The 17162-nt window shown below is 49.7% G+C and carries 18 protein-coding genes and 1 pseudogene; 8 read left to right on the top strand and 11 right to left on the bottom strand.

Going from position 1 to position 17162, the window contains the following annotated elements:
- Window positions 1-8 precede the first annotated feature (8 nt).
- Window positions 9-363, top strand: a pseudogene (locus CGZ75_RS00255) (transposase); the annotation flags it as partial.
- A gap of 87 nt (window positions 364-450) precedes the next feature.
- Here CGZ75_RS00255 and CGZ75_RS00250 read toward each other — a convergent pair.
- A complete protein-coding gene (locus CGZ75_RS00250) occupies window positions 451-1425 on the bottom strand; it encodes an NAD(P)H-dependent flavin oxidoreductase (RefSeq protein WP_089522049.1) in 975 nt (324 codons plus the stop codon).
- A gap of 550 nt (window positions 1426-1975) precedes the next feature.
- Here CGZ75_RS00250 and CGZ75_RS26410 point away from each other — a divergent pair.
- Entirely contained in the window at window positions 1976-2350 is a 375-nt protein-coding gene (locus CGZ75_RS26410) for a reverse transcriptase domain-containing protein (RefSeq protein WP_425436404.1), read from the top strand.
- Between the two features lie 86 nt (window positions 2351-2436).
- On the opposite strand, the gene CGZ75_RS00240 is transcribed toward CGZ75_RS26410, so the two are convergent.
- From CGZ75_RS00240 to CGZ75_RS00230, 3 genes are all read right to left on the bottom strand, one after another.
- A complete protein-coding gene (locus CGZ75_RS00240; RefSeq protein ID WP_089522047.1) occupies window positions 2437-2856 on the bottom strand; it encodes a MarR family winged helix-turn-helix transcriptional regulator in 420 nt (139 codons plus the stop codon).
- Between the two features lie 547 nt (window positions 2857-3403).
- Window positions 3404-4108: a hypothetical protein gene (locus tag CGZ75_RS00235; RefSeq protein ID WP_089522045.1), complete on the bottom strand. Its 705-nt coding sequence runs from the start codon at window positions 4106-4108 to the stop codon at window positions 3404-3406.
- Between the two features lie 412 nt (window positions 4109-4520).
- Window positions 4521-5819, bottom strand: a complete 1299-nt coding sequence (locus tag CGZ75_RS00230) for an IS110 family RNA-guided transposase (protein WP_089522044.1) — start codon at window positions 5817-5819, stop codon at window positions 4521-4523.
- Window positions 5820-6233: 414 nt separating this feature from the next.
- On the opposite strand from CGZ75_RS00230, the gene CGZ75_RS00225 reads away from it, so the two are divergent.
- From CGZ75_RS00225 to CGZ75_RS00215, 3 genes are all read left to right on the top strand, one after another.
- Window positions 6234-6593: a helix-turn-helix domain-containing protein gene (locus CGZ75_RS00225; protein WP_089522041.1), complete on the top strand. Its 360-nt coding sequence runs from the start codon at window positions 6234-6236 to the stop codon at window positions 6591-6593.
- Between the two features lie 15 nt (window positions 6594-6608).
- Complete coding sequence (locus tag CGZ75_RS00220; RefSeq protein ID WP_089522039.1) at window positions 6609-7091, top strand: ImmA/IrrE family metallo-endopeptidase; 483 nt, start codon at window positions 6609-6611, stop codon at window positions 7089-7091.
- A 235-nt stretch (window positions 7092-7326) separates the two neighbouring features.
- Window positions 7327-7797 (top strand): hypothetical protein, encoded by a 471-nt coding sequence (locus CGZ75_RS00215; RefSeq protein ID WP_089522037.1) that lies wholly within the window; start codon window positions 7327-7329, stop codon window positions 7795-7797.
- A gap of 46 nt (window positions 7798-7843) precedes the next feature.
- Here CGZ75_RS00215 and sufB read toward each other — a convergent pair whose 3' ends face one another.
- The 6 genes from sufB to CGZ75_RS00185 all read right to left on the bottom strand — a co-directional run bounded on the left by sufB (window position 7844) and on the right by CGZ75_RS00185 (window position 13804).
- Window positions 7844-9241: a Fe-S cluster assembly protein SufB gene (gene sufB / locus CGZ75_RS00210; RefSeq protein WP_089522035.1), complete on the bottom strand. Its 1398-nt coding sequence runs from the start codon at window positions 9239-9241 to the stop codon at window positions 7844-7846.
- 33 nt (window positions 9242-9274) lie between these two features.
- Complete coding sequence (gene sufU, locus CGZ75_RS00205; RefSeq protein WP_089522033.1) at window positions 9275-9709, bottom strand: Fe-S cluster assembly sulfur transfer protein SufU; 435 nt, start codon at window positions 9707-9709, stop codon at window positions 9275-9277.
- Window positions 9696-10922 (bottom strand): cysteine desulfurase, encoded by a 1227-nt coding sequence (locus tag CGZ75_RS00200; RefSeq protein WP_089522031.1) that lies wholly within the window; start codon window positions 10920-10922, stop codon window positions 9696-9698. Before CGZ75_RS00200 ends, sufU begins: the two co-directional genes overlap by 14 nt.
- Entirely contained in the window at window positions 10919-12217 is a 1299-nt protein-coding gene (gene sufD, locus CGZ75_RS00195) for a Fe-S cluster assembly protein SufD (RefSeq protein ID WP_089522029.1), read from the bottom strand. Before sufD ends, CGZ75_RS00200 begins: the two co-directional genes overlap by 4 nt.
- Window positions 12218-12235: 18 nt before the next feature.
- Window positions 12236-13015: a Fe-S cluster assembly ATPase SufC gene (gene sufC, locus CGZ75_RS00190; RefSeq protein ID WP_089522027.1), complete on the bottom strand. Its 780-nt coding sequence runs from the start codon at window positions 13013-13015 to the stop codon at window positions 12236-12238.
- A gap of 156 nt (window positions 13016-13171) precedes the next feature.
- Window positions 13172-13804, bottom strand: coding sequence for a DUF1802 family protein (locus CGZ75_RS00185; protein WP_245850647.1), 633 nt, complete (start codon window positions 13802-13804; stop codon window positions 13172-13174).
- 121 nt (window positions 13805-13925) lie between these two features.
- Between CGZ75_RS00185 and mtnK the strand changes: the two genes are divergently transcribed.
- From mtnK to CGZ75_RS00170, 3 genes are all read left to right on the top strand, one after another.
- The gene (gene mtnK, locus CGZ75_RS00180; protein WP_089522025.1) at window positions 13926-15137 is read left to right on the top strand and encodes an S-methyl-5-thioribose kinase; all 1212 of its coding nucleotides are present in this window, start codon (window positions 13926-13928) and stop codon (window positions 15135-15137) included.
- A 164-nt stretch (window positions 15138-15301) separates the two neighbouring features.
- On the top strand, window positions 15302-16390 hold the full coding sequence (mtnA, locus tag CGZ75_RS00175) for an S-methyl-5-thioribose-1-phosphate isomerase (RefSeq protein WP_089524478.1): 1089 nt from the start codon (window positions 15302-15304) through the stop codon (window positions 16388-16390).
- A 57-nt stretch (window positions 16391-16447) separates the two neighbouring features.
- On the top strand, window positions 16448-16669 hold the full coding sequence (locus CGZ75_RS00170) for a hypothetical protein (protein WP_089522023.1): 222 nt from the start codon (window positions 16448-16450) through the stop codon (window positions 16667-16669).
- Between the two features lie 160 nt (window positions 16670-16829).
- Here CGZ75_RS00170 and CGZ75_RS00165 read toward each other — a convergent pair whose 3' ends face one another.
- The gene (locus CGZ75_RS00165) at window positions 16830-17147 is read right to left on the bottom strand and encodes a YunC family protein (protein WP_089522021.1); all 318 of its coding nucleotides are present in this window, start codon (window positions 17145-17147) and stop codon (window positions 16830-16832) included.
- Window positions 17148-17162: the final 15 nt, after the last annotated feature.

Below are 17162 nucleotides of genomic sequence, written 5' to 3'. Positions count from 1 at the left end.
TCCTTCTGTTCCTCCAGCAAACTCCGATGCAAAAACTCGTGACTGACATTACCTATCTGCCTTTTGGTGGACGAACCTTGTACTTGTCGAGTATTTTAGACTTGTTTAACGGGGAGATCGTGGCGTACAGTATAGCGGACAAGCAAGACACGGCCTTTGTGCTAGATACGCTATATCAACTAAAATATGTACCGGGTATGATGCTCCATAGCGATCAAGGAAGTGTATACGACTCTCGCCTATCAAGAGGTTATAAAAGGAAAAGACATTACCACGAGCATGTCCCGTAAGGGAACGCCCGCTGATAATGCCCCCATTGAATCGTTTCATTCCACGCTAAAGTCTGAAACGTTCTATCTGAAGGTTTTCTCACAAACGGGGGTCAGTCCCCAATATGAATGGTTGGTTTTTTTGATTGGAGCTCTCCTCCATAAAATAGCGATTTTCCACTTAGTGTTTAATGAAGTCAGCCATTAATTCGTGAATAATATCTTTGCAGCTTTTCACTTGACTGATAAGATCAATGGCCGTATTAACCGAATTGATACCTTCATCACGTCTTCCTAAGATCATCCTTGGGAAGATTCCTCCAATCTGCCTAATTCTCTGTTCTGTATTTTCAGATGATTCCCCATCCCTATACATAGCACCGATTTCACATGCAAATTTATTTGGTGTGGAACGTTGAAATGATGATACCATCAAGAGATCTGATGCCTTGGAATTTATAATATCTTGCTTAGCTTCCTCAACAGCAGGGCACTCTTCTGATGCAATAAATCGAGTTCCTACATAAACGCCTGCTGCTCCAAGGGCAAAAGCTGCCCTAACTCCACGAACATCATTAATTCCACCTGCAGCTAATACCGGCACATTTACTGAATCTACGATCGTAGGTACAATAGAAAACGTACCAATATGGTTCTGTGGAAGCGTTCCTCCTTCGTCATAACCAGTCGCAATAATAATATCAGCTCCATGAGCCTCAGCCATTTTTGCTGCTTCAGGAGATATTGTTAGTGTACGATGTATTAATGTCAAATTAAGTTTCTTTATTTCTCCCATTACCTCCTTGTTTACTCCGCCATCCACACATACAAATATTTTTACGCCTTCCTCAACTGCCGTTTCAAAGGTGGCAGTTGTATATTGGTCAGTATGGCCTTGTTCAGGCATAATGAGATTCAAAGCGAAAGGTTTATCTGTCAATTTTTTCACTTTACGGATTTCTTCACGAAGTCTTTTTCCTACTTCATCTGGCCCTGAAGCGAATGAATTTTGACCAGCATTCGGACCTAACACACCCATGCCACCAGCGTTTGATACTGCTGCAACCATTTTTGCGTCCGTGACCCACGACATTGCCGCTTGAATTATTGGAAATTCAATTCCAAGTATATTTGTGATGCTATTTTCATTTTTCATAAAACTATCCACTCCTTATGATTTAAATAACCTGTTCGAAATATAGGGCTATTCATCCAAGTAATCAAAATCTCATTTATTTAGCATGCTAAATATATTCACAAAAAAATATACATATCAATCACCACATATAGTTGATTGCAATCTATCACACACACATATCACCATCCTCTATATACTTAGCATGCTAAATGAATTGTAACATTTTTTTGCCCTTTGTAAAGTAAATTACTCAACTTTCGGTGCGACCAAGCCTAGGTTGTGAAGTAAAGCAGGTGGAAACCCCGCTTGAAAAGGCTATAGCCAAGCCACCAACAGCAGATTCTTGGACGGCTGGAGGTAATTTCAGACGTTAAGCGTAGGCACTTGAACGAGGAACTGCTACCACAATGCCACTTTGAACTTGACGGTAATAAGCAACGAGGGTTAATCGAGTCACAAAAGCAATGTATGAGGAGAATCTGGAATCAAACATCAAGGACTTGGTAGATCGATTTAAAGAAGAAAAGCTACCGACCACAACCTGTAAAAAGAACCTATATTCCCAAGGATGAAAAGAGCACAAGACCACTCGGGATCCATTTACGAGCAGAACTTTTTGAACCTGTCCTACGGTTTTAGACCTGGTAGAAGTTGTCATAACGCGCTAAAAGCATTGAATCGCAGTATCGAATACGAAAGAACCAGCTACATTGTGGATGCCGACATCCGTAGCTTCTTCACAAATGTCAATCACCAATGGCTCATGAAATTTCTCGGGGTGAGAGTAGGAGACTCTAACATCCAAAGTCTGGTCAGACGTTTTCTGAAAGGCGGGATTATGGAGCAAGGTCTATGGGAGCCAACAAAGACCGGAATTCCTCAAGGGTCCATCTCCAATACTTGCAAATCTATATCTGCACTACGCCCTGGACTTATGGTTTGAGGTTTCCGTAAAAGGAGTGTGTCGTGGTGACACAAGTATGGTCAGATAAACTTACGGTAACAAATATTGGTTTAGTTTTAATCAATCTACGGTAACAAATTTTTTTCCATCTGCTTCAGAATTCTTCGTAATAACAATCGCTCTTCTGTTACAATACCATTCAATAACTTGTCTTGTTGGGCTCTCCACATTTTTTCAATAGGTTCTTTAATTTCTCTCCCCTTCTCTGTCAAGAATACTCGGCTAATTCGCCCATCATTATCGTCGCGGATGCGATATACAAGTTTATTTTTCTCAAGTGTTTTTAGCATATTTGTGACAGTTGAAGCTTCGCATTTTAAATGTTCACATAATTGTTGTTGCGTAACTCCATCACCACTCCATAAACGACATAATAAATGTTCTTGCCCCACATGTAAATTTAACGATCTTAACGCTATAGCGAAATTTCTACGCATTTGAGCATGTACCTTATCTAAAATTTCTCTAATTTCATCTTCTATCATAAAATCACCGTCTTTATATATTTAGTATGCCAAATATTATCATAAAATTAGCTTGACTCAAACACTCGAAAAGAATAGAGACAAAGTGCTTTCCTTATATTATAAAGTAGTCACCACAACACACTTTTAAACGAAGGAGAACTCACATTATGTCCCATAGCGCCATCGTACCTGAACCCAACGCTATCTGCAACTCTTTGTTGCCGTACCGGCAACCTTTGTATTATTCCAAGTCTGTCTAGCACATGTGGAGACATACATGACGGCGCCAACGGCTAATGGATTTCGTAGTAAGGTCACCTGCCCTCGTGTAATTGATGCGCAACCGAGCACAACAGTTTCATTAAAAACGATACTCATACAAAGGGATCGTCTACTTTTAAATCTATGATGATTGCTCGGATATGGAATTATCCTTTATCTGATAAATGCTGAGCAAAAAGGCGACCCAGGTTTACAGCGGTTCGCCTCCAACGAATGCCTATATAAGTTGTGTTTAATAGTGCAACAACGCGAATCATTCCTTTTTCCACGCTCTCTTGTAGAGCTATTCTCTTTGCCACTCCAGTATCCTCAAAAACATTCTTGCCGCCGCCGGCTTCCAGCGAAAAAAGGTGGGGCGTGAGATGCACAACGACATTGCGGATGCCTCTGCCGTTCTCCTCTCAAAGTAATAGAGCCGGACCAAGTGGCCATAACCGTCCTTCTGCTCCTCCAGCAAACTCAGAGCCTCTTCAAGTTGCTCCTGCTCGGCTTGCAGCTCCTGAAGCTTGGCCATTCTCTCCAGCACGGAGTCGTAATCCCCCATTTTGCCTGCACGGGCTTCAATGACCTTTTCAAGCTTGCCCCTTAGCTCTCTGAGCAGCCGATCATCCTCCAAATCGTTGCCCTTGCGGGGGATAGATGCGAGCTGGCTTTTTGTTCCGGTAGGATATTTATCCAAATAGGCGTGGGCAATCGTCTCCAACTTTTGCTCATGTTTATTCAAATACATATAGGACGGCATTGTCCGCAAACGCCGATGAAGATCCTGAAGCTGATCCTCCTGATTGAGGCGGCTAACGGTCAGTCCCGCACCAACGGAATAATTGCCGAGAACCTTAATCTGCAGCTTCAGCTCGCGGTATCTTTGGGCCTCGTCATGCACGAGACTCTCCACCTGTTTATTGTTCAGCTCGTCGATAAGCTCATCTAGCGGTTTGCGCAAGGCGGAGCCGATGCCCCCGATTAAAGCTTCGCTTGTTAACATCATTTCCTTCCTCCCACTATAAAGTAATGTTTTCTCCTGTTTTCTCGCTAATTCGCAGTATTTCAACTTCGACATTTGAAGAGGTATTGGTGGAGAAGGTGATCTGCACCCAGATTTCCTGTAAGCGCGTAGGCGGGAACAGAGTTTAGGATCGCTTAGGGGTCCAAAACTGTGAGATGGTGGATATGATCGCACAGTGGATCTCCACATTTCGCCCTCGGGGTTTACCCTCCCATGTCACGCTGGGTCTATGCCCTTACATTCCTTCGTTCTACCTCTCAAGGGGTGGATGCCGATTCTTGCTCCTTTACGGGGTCGTTGCCCTTATGGAATATTGTGCTTCGGCTTCTCCGGTGCTTCCGTTGTCTTCGTTGCTTACGTTGAATCGTAAATGTCCAGGAGTTGTGCTTCTTGCTTAAGCAGCCGCTTGGTGCATCTGAGACTGTCGAACCGGCCCGATTACATCTACAGCGTTGTATGCCTTCTGTTTGGTTCCAAGCGTATGCAAGACCCGAATCAACTTCCCGCACAAGGCGATGAGCGATTGTTTCTTCTTCAGCGGATTCTGACTTCGCGTTGTATAGTGCTTGTGCAGCGCTTTGAACGCCTCGTTCTTCGCCACCATCGGCATTACCGCGCGGAACAACAGCGCCCTAAGCCGCGATCGCCCTCGTTTGGTAATGGAGGTTCTGCCTTTGCGCTTGCCGGAGCTGTTCTCTTTGAGATTCAGCCCTGCCAGTCGAATGATTTGTTGACCGTGATCGTAGTTGTTCAAATCCCCAACTTCCGCTAAAAATCCAGCGACGGTGATCGCTCCAACTCCCGGTACGGTCAGCATTTGTGCGGCTCCCGGAATGCTATCCAGGATCACCATGACTTGCTCCATGATTTGTTCGAGCTGTTCGCTGAAAAGCTCGAACTGGCTCAGGAGCGTGCTAAGCTCCATTCGTGCTGCAACCGTTCCCTCCGTCAGACCGATGGAAGTGGTGGCAGCAACGAGTAGCGCTTCCGCGCGCTTGATCCCTACGCCGCGCTTCACATCCGTCTTCCAGTGGGCCAGGACGTCTCTGGCTCCCATAGCGACGATGTCGGCGGGCAACGGAAACTTCCGCATGCTCATGAGCGACGCTTTCCCATCCCAATTCTTGAAGACACGGGAGTACTCCGGGAAAAACCGGTCGAACCAATTGCCGATGCGCCCTTTTGCTTGCGTTAGGCTTGCAGATACTTTCTCACGCAAATTCATGAGGATGCGCAAATCCGCGTATTCCTTGGTCGGTAGTTTAGGTTCGGAGTACTTCCCGTTCCGAATCAAATCGGCGATGACTTTCGCGTCCTTGTAATCGCTTTTCGTCGGCGAATTGTCCTCAAGCTCTTTCGTCTTATTTACATGAGACGGATTGACGACAACGACTTGAATCCCTTGTTCTTGCAAGAAAGCTGCGAGAGGAAACCAGTAGTGTCCGGTAGGCTCGATGCCAAACATGATTTCGGTCTTGCCGTGTGCTTGCCCGAGCTCTTTCATCCACGCCGATAGCTTCGTCAACCCTTCTGCGTCATTATGGAAGACGCAATCTTTGCCGAGTTCGATCCCTCGAAAGTCTACCGCACGAGCGACATGAACCTTCTTGGCAATATCTGCTCCGACAACCAGTGTTGCTTCGTTAATTCGTGTGATACGTTGATTCTGTTTCTGCTTCAATTTATACTTCATAATGAGCGCCTCTTTCGTATTGGAATTTGTTCTTTGGCGGAACACGATTCCCAGTATACTAAGTGGCGCTTTTTTGCTCAAAGCTCAAATTACTTCATTACAGGAATAGCTCCTTTTATTAAGTAGCTGGCCTTTACTCAAATTAGATTTGAGTTTGGATCACGAATAAATAAGCACAGATGTTCTCGAAATCATCTTGCGCTTTGTGTTCTTCTCTTTTATAATAGATATTAAAATAAAAAATAATTTGAGTCCGGCTCCGTATCCTGCCCATTATCCCGCCTTTCACTTGAATAAGCTGGCAATCGAGGAGTCCGATAGCAATAAATCATCTGAGACCTACTATATCACTCAAATTATATTTGAGCAATAGTTTGTCTCAACTCATGGGAAAATAAGGGGGAGAATGCAACGATGTCGCTTGGCAAAAGGATTCGAGAGTACCGGATCAAACGAGGTTTGACCCAAATGCAGCTAGCCGCGAAGCTTCAAATGACGGAAGCCAATATATCTAGTTATGAGCGGGACAAAAGCGCCCCTCCAAGCGACAAACTCAGCCAACTGGCCGAGATTTTGAATGTCACCTCGGATTATTTGCTGAGCGGCATCAGTCAGCCCGCGCCGCCCAAAAGTCTGCAGGATATCGGGCATGAGCTGACGGAGGAGCAGATTTTGACGCTGGCGGCGCATCGCATTGGACATGAGGGGCCGTTATCGGGGCAAGAACTCGATCAAATCAAGCTGGCGCTGCGCATCGCATTAGCCAAAAAATAATCTAGGGGAGAGGTTATGTCCAAATACGAGAGCTTGCTGCGGGAAACGCCTGTACTCCTGAGCGAGCAAGCTGATCTTCCCGACAAAATTAAGGGACTATACGTCGAAACAAAAGCGGTTCAAGCGATTCTTCTGAGCCGGAGTCTGCGGACTTCATCGGAGAAGGCCTGTATCTTAGCGGAGGAGCTTGGCCATTACTACACTTCAGCCGGGGATATTACCGATCAGTCCACTCTTGTGAACCGCAAACAGGAAAAGCGCGCCCGCAATTGGGGATTTGAAAAGCTCATTCCTTTGTCCGAGCTCGTGCGGGCTTACATCGGTGGCTGCCGCAACGCCTTTGAGATCGCCGATTTTTTGGAGGTTACAGAAGAGTTTTTGAAGGAATCCATCTTCCACTACCAGGAAAAATACGGCCAGATGATCGTCCTCGGCCGGTTTACGATTTACTTCGATCCGCTCGGAGTCGCAGAAATATTCGATACCTCAAAACGCTAAATTAGAGCAAATAGAGCCTGCCATTCGGCAGGCTCCTCTATTAGTTTAGTCTCGTTTTGACCTACATCAAATAAACGAAAAATACCGACCGCGCCACAGGTTGACGGTCTGACGGGGTACTCTCTAATCAGTACTCGGAAGGTATCATCTTTTAAACAGACTAGAGCCTACGATCAAAACTACTTCCTCCGCATAGAATATTCATATAACATTCCCTAGTTTAGGAGCAAATAGAATGGATCGAAAAAAATTAGAAATTAGCCGGTTCAGAGATTCAAGTCTCGGTATCATTCTGGTTTTATTTATTTTACTTGTTATCGTTACCCAAGTCTTTGGCAACTCTGTCGGCAACGAGCCGGATAACATCTCATCAGCGGGAAGCGTATCGTTTAACGTCTACAACGAAATAACATTTTTGAGCATGGAGTCCACTTCACTGACAGGAAATTTTGAGTCGCCTTCCCCTCTCCCGCATATCATCCCTCCAGGTAGCTATTATAATTTTCAAGTTAACACTGCTGTATTTAAAAAAACTACTGGTACCGCTGTTTACAGAGTCAACATTCCCACGGGTAGTTATACAACCGTTACCATTAAGATGAATCTATATGGAGGGCCCTATAGTTCTACAGACGTTTCTATCAGCTCTGACTTTCTTGACTCATCCTCTCGCCACAACGATATTACAATATTCCGTTCGTTATAAAAAAGAAGAAGGCGAACTTTAAAAGTTCGCCTCCTACATAAAGGGTTTAACCGATTGAACCTTCCATCTCGAACTTGATGAGACGGTTCATCTCAACCGCATACTCCATCGGCAGTTCCTTCGTGAATGGCTCGATGAAGCCCATGACGATCATTTGCGTTGCTTCCGCTTCGCTAAGACCACGGCTCATCAGATAGAACAGTTGATCCTCGGAAACCTTGGATACAGTCGCCTCATGCTCAAGCGTGATGTTGTCGTTCAGAATCTCGTTGTACGGGATTGTGTCGGACGTCGACAGGTTGTCGAGAATGAGCGTATCGCATTTGATGTTCGCCTTGGCGCCCTCGGCGTTGCGGCCGAACGAGCAAAGACCACGGTACGTTACTTTGCCGCCATGTTTGGAGATCGACTTGGAAACGATCGTTGACGTCGTATCCGGCGCCAGGTGGATCATCTTCGCGCCGGCATCCTGATGTTGGCCTTTGCCGGCAACGGCGATGGACAATACCATGCCTTTTGCACCGCGACCACGCAGGATGACTGCTGGATACTTCATGGTGAGCTTAGAGCCGATGTTACCGTCGACCCACTCCATCGTTGCATTCTCATCAGCAACCGCACGTTTGGTTACGAGGTTGTAGATGTTTGGCGCCCAGTTCTGAATCGTCGTGTAACGAACGCGAGCGTTCTTTTTGACGATGATTTCTACAACTGCGCTATGCAGGGAGTTTGTGCTATATACCGGAGCCGTGCAGCCCTCAACATAGTGCACAAAGCTATCTTCATCAGCAATGATAAGTGTACGCTCGAATTGGCCCATATTCTCGGAATTGATCCGGAAGTACGCCTGCAGCGGAATCTCACACTTTACGCCCTTCGGCACATAGATGAAGCTGCCGCCAGACCAGACAGCGCTGTTAAGCGCCGAGAATTTGTTGTCTGTTGTAGGAATAACAGTAGCTAAGTGCTCGCGTATGATTTCTGGATGCTCGCGCAGCGCCGTATCGGTATCCATGAAGAGAACGCCTTGCTTCTCCAGATCTTCCTGCATGCTGTGATAAACAACCTCGGACTCGTACTGTGCGGAAACACCTGCGAGGAACTTCTGCTCCGCCTCAGGAATACCGAGTTTGTCGAACGTTTCCTTGATTTCTTGAGGAACTTCTTCCCAAGTCTTGCCTTGTCTCTCGGATGGCTTGACATAGTACTGAATGTCGTTGAAATCCAGATCGTCCATGTCTCCGCCCCAACTAGGCATCGGCATTTTGTTGAATTGTTCCAACGCTTTGAGACGGAATTTCAACATCCACTCCGGCTCGCCTTTCATTTCGGAAATCGTACGAACGACTTCCTCCGTCAGGCCCTTGCCTGATTGGAAAATCGACTTGTGCTCGTCGCGGAATCCATATTTATATTCTTCCATCTCCGGCATTGATTTTGCCATGATTGGTCACACTCCTTGTTATGCAGCTTGGCCTTAGCCCTCTTGCTTGCTCTGCGACTCTACGCCCTTGCGAAGAGCATTCCAAGCCAGCGTTGCGCACTTGATGCGAGCAGGGAATTTGTTCACGCCCGACAGTGCTTCGATATCCTCCAGCTCCTCGAACTCAACTGGCTCCCCCTTCATCAATGCAGAGAATTTCTCCGCCATTGCGTAGGCTTCTTCCAGTGTGCGTCCTTTGATCGCTTCGGTCATCATTGACGCCGAGCTCATGCTGATGGAACAGCCTTCACCAGAGAACTTAGCCTCGGCTACCTTGTTGCCATCCAGTTGGAGCTGAAGTGAAATTCGATCCCCGCAGGTCGGGTTGTTGAGATTAATCGTGACCGATTCCTCATCCATCGTACCACGATTGCGGGGGTTCTTGTGGTGATCCATAATGACCCGGCGGTACAGATCATCCAATTGCATGGCCGAAGAACTCCTTTGTCCGGAGCAGCGAGGCCGCCAGCCGGTCTACATCCTGCTCGGTATTGTATAGATAAAAGCTTGCCCGCGCAGTAGCAGTTACATCCAACCAGCGCATCAGCGGCTGACAGCAGTGATGACCAGCGCGGACAGCGATGCCTTCTGAATCAAGCACGGTCGCGACATCATGTGGATGCACGTCATCCAGATTGAATGTAATCAGCCCAACTCGTCCTTCACGCGGTCCATAGATCATAAGCCCGTCGATCTCGGACAATTTGCTATATGCATAGGCAGCCATTTCTTTCTCGTGGCGGTCGATGTTGTCGAGCCCAATCTCCTCTAAAAAATCAATTGCCGCCGCAAGTCCGACTGCGCCTGCGATGATCGGTGTGCCGGCTTCGAAGCGCCAAGGAATGTCCTTCCAAGTCGACTCGTACAGATCGACAAAGTCGATCATCTCGCCGCCGAACTCGATTGGTTCCATCGCCTCGAGCAGCGACTTCCGCCCGTAAAGGGCGCCGATACCGGTAGGTCCACACATTTTGTGACCGGATAGCGCATAGAAATCGCAATTGAGCGCCTGCACATCAATCCGCATATGCGGTGTGCTCTGGGCTCCATCAACGACCATGACAGCTCCATTGCGGTGGGCGATTTCGGTGATTTCCTTGATTGGATTGATTACGCCAAGCACGTTGGAAACGTACATCACGGATACAATCTTAGTCCGGTTCGTCACCGTCTTTTCCACGTCCGCCAAGCTGATTGTGCCGTCCGGTTGCAGCGGGATATACTTCAGCACCGCGCCGGAGCGCTTTGCCGCCTGCTGCCACGGAATCAGATTGCTGTGATGCTCCATCGGCGTAAGCACAATCTCATCGCCTTCCTTCAAGACGGAAGGAGCGTAACTCGCAGCAACGAGATTGAGCGCCGTTGTCGTACCACGGGTGAAAATAATCTGCTCCGCAATAGGGGAATTAATAAAACGTGCGACGCGCTCTCGCGCGCCTTCGTAAGCTTCCGTTGCTCGCGAGCCAAGCGTATGCACGCCGCGATGCACATTGGAATTGTCATATTCGTAATAGCGTTTGACCGCTTCTATGACGGAGCGCGGCTTCTGGGAAGTCGCCGCGCTGTCGAGGTAAACGAGCGGATGCCCGTTCACTTCTTGCTGGAGAATCGGGAACTGCTTCCTGATTTCCTCTATGTTCATACCTCTAGCTTCCTTTCGAGCAGTTGTTGAAGCTGCTCGCGGACGGTATCAATCGGAATTTCCGTAACAACTGGAGCGAGGAAGCCGTAGATGATCAACCGCTCCGCTTCATGTTTGGAAATACCGCGGCTCATCAGATAGTAAACTTGCTCCGGATTAACCTGGCCTACGCTTGCCGCATGGCCTGCCGTAACATCATCTTCATCGATCAACAGAATTGGATTGGCATCACCGCGGGCTTTAGGGCTGAGCATAAGAACTTTCTCCGTCTGCACGCCGTTCGCCTTGGTTGCGCCTTTCTCAATCTTAGTGATGCCGTTGATGATCGCCGTTGATTCTTCCTTCATGACGGCGCGGGTCACCATGTTGCTATCGGAGTTCAGGCCAAAATGCTTCGCTCCGGTAGTCAAGCTCATACGCTGCTTGCCGGCGCCGATGGTGACGACTGCGGCATCCGACGAGGAGCCATTGCCCTTCAGTACGGACAGCGTGTCGGAAAGCACATTGCCGTCATTCAGATCTCCGATAACCCATTGGATGCGGGCATCGTTCTCCAGCACTGCACGACGGATCGTCATGTCGATGACGTTGCCACCCAATTGGTGAATGGAAGCAACATCGACCTTTGCACCAGCTTCTGCGAATACTTCGATCATGGAATGATGAACGGCGTCAGCGCCGCCTCCAATCGTCAGCGCGTTATCGACATAAGTCACGCGGCTGTGGCGTTCGGCTACGATCAGAATATGAGGAGCGAACGCTACGTTCGCATCATCGTTGTAGAACAACGCCTGTAATGGCAATTCGATCTCCACGTCCTTCGGCACGTAAAGGAACACGCCTCCGTTCCAGAGGGCGGCATGCAGCGCCGTCAACTTGTTCTCATCCTTCTGGATGGCCTTGAACAAGTACTTTTGTACCAGCTCCGGATGCTCGGCAGCTGCCGTCTCCAGATCAGTGAAAATAACGCCTTTGGCGCTAAGCTCTTCCGGCAGACGATGCAAAACGATGCCCGAACCGCGCTGCACAAGCAGTGCGCCTGTGCCGGATACGAGAGATGCGGCCGCTTCCGGCAGCTCACTCTCGGAAGAAAAAGCTTGTGGTTTGCTATATTGACCAAATGCGGTCAGATTCCAACGGTCGATCCGAATTTTCTCCGGTTTCGGCCACTCCAAGGAGGCTGCCAGCTCTGCCGCTTCGCCGCGCAGGGAGGTGAGCCAAGCCGGCTCACCCTTGCTGCGGGACAGTTCCTCCGCGAATTCCCGTTCGACGGGGTTACCAAGTTGTGTGCTCATCTTATTCCCTCCCGTCTATTAGGCCTGGCCGACTGTTTCGTCTACGATACCGAGCTCAACCTTGACCCAGTCATAACCTTCTGCCTCAAGGCGCTCCGCCAGCTCCGGTCCGCCGGACTTAACGATGCGGCCTTGCATCATTACGTGTACAAAATCTGGTTTTACATAGTCCAGCAGGCGCTGATAATGAGTGATGATCAGGAACGCACGGTCGTCGGCACGCATAGCGTTGACGCCTTGGGCAACAACTTTGAGCGCATCGATGTCGAGACCAGAGTCGATTTCGTCAAGAATAACGACCTTCGGATCCAGCAGCATCATCTGCAGAATCTCATTACGTTTCTTTTCGCCGCCGGAGAAACCTTCGTTCAGGTAGCGGTGAGCGAACTCAGGGTTCATCTCAAGCTCCTTCATCTTGCCTTCCATCTGACGGATGAACTTGATCAGGCTGATCTCATTGCCTTCCTCACGGCGTGCGTTGATCGCACTGCGCAGGAAGTCGGAGTTCGTAACGCCCGTAATTTCGCTCGGGTACTGCATCGCCAAGAAAAGACCAGCAAGAGCGCGCTCATCGACGCCCATCTCCAGTACATCTTCGCCGTTCAGCTCAGCGGTGCCAGCAGTCACTTCATATTTGGGATGACCCATCAGTGCGGAAGCCAGCGTACTTTTACCTGTACCGTTCGGGCCCATGATCGCGTGGATCTCTCCGCCCTTCATGCTGAGGCTAACCCCCTTGAGAATTTCCTTGCCTTCGATCTCTGCCTTAAGTCCTTCAATCGTGAATTGCGTTGCCATATTGAAAATTGCTCCCTTCGACATATAAGTACTTGCCGCATGATGCGGGCAAGCGGTATTCGATATCCTCAATCCTTTCCATCCGAACGGGATTGGAAACGGAAATTGATTCTCAGTGATTCTCAATAATAATTTTAGTATAAAACTCGTTACAAATCAATGTTCGCCATCTGTTCCCAATAAGCTTCTGATCTCAGAGCAGCGCCGCTTGAATTCTTCGTCGTCGAGTACTGGGATAACCCTGTCCGCCTCAAGGGGAGGACCCGCAGCAATCCACGACTTACAGCCGGTAAAAGACGGCTCCATCGGGAGCTGAAGCGGCTGTGGAAGCCGGTACACGCGAAGCAGCAGCACATGCAACGGATCGCGGCGTTTCCATTTTAACCTCTCCATCGCGAAGTCGTCGGTCCAGATATGCAACTCACGGATACGATCCAACACCTCCTGATCGGTGATGAGAATGTCCTCCGCAACATGCGCCCGGCTGGAAATGACGATATGTGAGGCCTCCGGCCCCTCCCACTCATGGAGCACCTCGTCCAGCAACTCCTTGTTGCTCTCCTTCAACAGCTCTCGCCGCTGATGCTCGTAGGCCGGCATTAAATAGAAGTCTTTGCTTGCGAGTTGGAACTTGCGCGTCTCCTCGGAGATGCCGCCCTTGCGCAGCACAACGATCTGGCGGCCCTGCTCCAGGGCTCGCACCGTGACTGCCCATTCCTTGAGAGCTGCCGGCGAAGTTGTAATTGTACCGCCATTCGACATAGCCTCAGACTGTTCCCTCGTGCTCAATGGCCCCTCACGCTCCTTGTCCCTGCACATATCGTACTATTATATCAAATCAACCTATTTCAAGTCGAAAAAAAAAGGGCTATAATCCATATCATAATGACCAGGAAAGGCGGTTTTAATCATGTCAGGCTACCATCCTTATAATGAGGCCGATGCCATCGGGCTCGCCCGTTCGTTCGAGAACGTATTCTCTCCGGGAGCCGATCTGCACTGCCGTGAAATCGGCGATGGCAATCTTAATCTCGTGTTTCATATTACCGAGCCTGCCACAGGCAAAGGCCTCATCATCAAACAAGCCCTTCCATATGTCAAAGTTTTCGGAGAATCCTGGCCACTCTCCATCGACCGCGCCCGCATCGAGGGGGAGGCACTCAAAATCCAGCATGCCCTGGCACCCGAGTTGGTGCCTCAAGTGTTATTAACCAATCACGAGCAGGCTATCACGGTTATGGAGGATTTAAGCAGTCATGTTATTATGCGTAAAGGACTGATGGAGCGAACCTTGTACCCTCGCTTCGCCGGCGATATTTCTACCTTCCTTGCTCAAACGCTGTTTTTCACTTCCGACCTTGGCATGAGCCAGCAGGAGAAAAAGCTACGCCAACAGTCCTTCGTCAATGTCGAGCTTTGCCAGATTACAGAGGATCTTATCTTTGATGAGCCATATCGCGAGCATGAGCGCAATAATTACGAGGATTCTATCGCCGATGAAGCCGCTGCTCTGCGCATCGACGGTGAGTTGCTCACCGAGATCGCCCTGCTTCGGGAAAAATTCCTGACTCGCGGAGAGGCATTGCTGCACGGAGATCTTCATACAGGCAGCATCTTCGCTTTGCCGGAATCTACTAAAGTAATTGATCCCGAATTCGCTTTTTACGGCCCAATGGGCTTCGATATCGGAGCTGTCATCGCCAACCTGCTGCTGAACTTCGCCAGCCAGGAGCATTGGAGCCAGGACGAGGCTTCCCGCCGCGAGTACCGGGAGTTCCTCCTAGAGGCTGTACGCGGCACATGGACGCAGTTCAGCGCCAAGTTCCGCACGTTGTGGGACGAACAGTGTCAGGACCCGGTATTTTCCAAAGCACCTGGCTACCAGGACCTGTACATGGACCGCCTGCTGCAAGATACTGCTGGCTTCGCCGGTGCCAAAATGATTCGGCGCATCGTCGGCTTCGCCCATGTCGCTGACCTAGACGCCATCCCGGATGACGCGGCGCGTGAGCGAGCCAAACGTCTTGGTCTTTTAATCGGCAAAGAGCTGATCCGCCAGAACAGGACTATTCGCTCCATCGAGCAGATTATCGATATCGCCTTTACCGCAGCTGCCCGCTAAACCGCAGGGAAGTGCCAGAGCAGGTGCTTCTGTTGCTTCTGTTGCTTCTGTTGCTTCTGTTGCTTCTGTTGCTTCTGTTGCTTCTGTTGCTTCTGTTGCTCTCAGCCGTTCCAGGATGTTCCACAATTACTTTGTCCCACCGAAAGACTGGAGGTATTACTATCATGACCAATAGCACCTACCCCGGCTTGATCTCCTTGATCTGGGCTGGCAACCAACTGCAGCTGCTCGATCAACGGCTGCTGCCGGAGGAGACCGTCTACTTGCCTCTTACCGACGCGGAAGGCGTATGGGAGGCAATTCGCCAAATGAAAGTGCGCGGAGCGCCTGCAATCGGCATCGCCGCCGCCTATGGCCTCGTGCTTGGCAGCGGTCTGCCAGGCCAGGGCGACCCGGACGACAGCCTAGCCGCTTGGCTCGGCCGCATTCAAGAGACTGGCGATCATTTGGCGACTAGCCGCCCGACGGCAGTTAACCTGTTCTGGGCACTGGACCGTATGAAAGCTCGTGCCTCCGCCCTGGCCGAAGCTCTCACGCCGCTTGATGAAGCGAAACAAGCACTACTTGACGAAGCGATTCTTATTCAGAGCGAGGATGAAGAGACAAATCGCCAAATCGGCGAGCATGCACTTGAGCTGTTCCGCGATGGCATGGGCGTGCTGACGCACTGCAACGCCGGAGGCCTCGCAACGGCTAAGTACGGCACGGCGCTCGCGCCATTTTATCTCGCCAAAGAGCGCGGTATGGATATACGCGTATTCGCCGATGAGACGCGCCCAGTGCTTCAGGGAGCTCGCCTGACGGCGTTTGAGCTGCAGCAGGCTGGTGTTGACGTGACGCTCATTTGCGACAATATGGCCGGCATGGTCATGAACAAAGGCTGGATAGACGCCGTCATCGTCGGCACTGACCGGGTCGCCGCGAATGGCGATGTCGCCAACAAGATCGGCACCTACAGCGTCGCAGTGCTGGCCAAGGCGCATGGCATTCCTTTTTATGTCGCATGCCCGATTTCCACCATTGATATGAACACCCCGACCGGTGATGAAATTCCAATCGAGGAGCGCCACGCCGAGGAAATTACAGAGGGCTTCGGCAAACGCACCGCTCCTCAGGGCGTCAAAGTGTTCAACCCGGCCTTCGATGTGACTCCGGCAGAGTATGTAACGGCCATCATTACGGAAAAAGGCGTTATCCGCGCACCTTACGGCGACAGCCTGAAAAAGCTGTTTGAGGAACTCAAACAGGGCTGAAGATATGGCTGAAAGTAGGAATAGATGGCAGGCTGATGGCAGGTCAAGTAGCTATTTGTGCTACTGCTTAAAGTACTTCTTGTGGTGCTGATTACGGCACTGTTTGCGGCACTGCTTGTTCTGCTACTCATCGTACTGCTTGCGCTGCTGCTCCGCAGCTCAGCTAACGGAACTCAGAGCTCTTATTTGGCCCATTCGCGATGGATTCTGAGTGTAACGGAACTGAGGAACGCTATTCGAAGCTCCACACGGCTTTTTGGCACATTTTCCACTCAATAACGCCGCTCAGTTCCGTTAGATTTTTTTATTGTCTGTTGTCGAGCATTTAAGCTCTCTCAGTTCCGTTAGCTTTTTTTAGCGTCAATCAGCGCAGCAAAAAAGGCGCCTGCTTTGCGGATCATCCGCATTGACAGGCGCCTTTTTGTTTGACCTAAAACCTTTATAGGGCAGCGAGCTTACGCACTGCATCCATCCCTTTCATACCCACCGACAATCCCGCCGCTTGGGCCGCCTCAGTAACCGACTCCAGAGGTGCGTCAAGCAGCTCTTGCAGCGTGCGTACGCCAACTGCCCGAGCAGCCAGCACGCCGCGCTCCTTCAACTTGGGATTGCTGTCAAACAGCGCAACATCGAGAGCTCCACACATTATATAGCCTTTTTCCGTTGATACCGCGAGAAGCGTCGTTTTGGGCAGCTTAACCTCCACCCCTAGCGCTGTAAGTCCATCTCCCAGCGGGATCGGAATCAATTGTATCATCGTCCGCCAACCTCC

Origin of the sequence: Paenibacillus herberti (assembly GCF_002233675.1) — a bacterium.
GTDB lineage: Bacteria > Bacillota > Bacilli > Paenibacillales > Paenibacillaceae > Paenibacillus_O > Paenibacillus_O herberti.
Note: the sequence above shows the minus strand (reverse complement) of the source record. Positions and strands in the feature narration are given on the sequence as shown.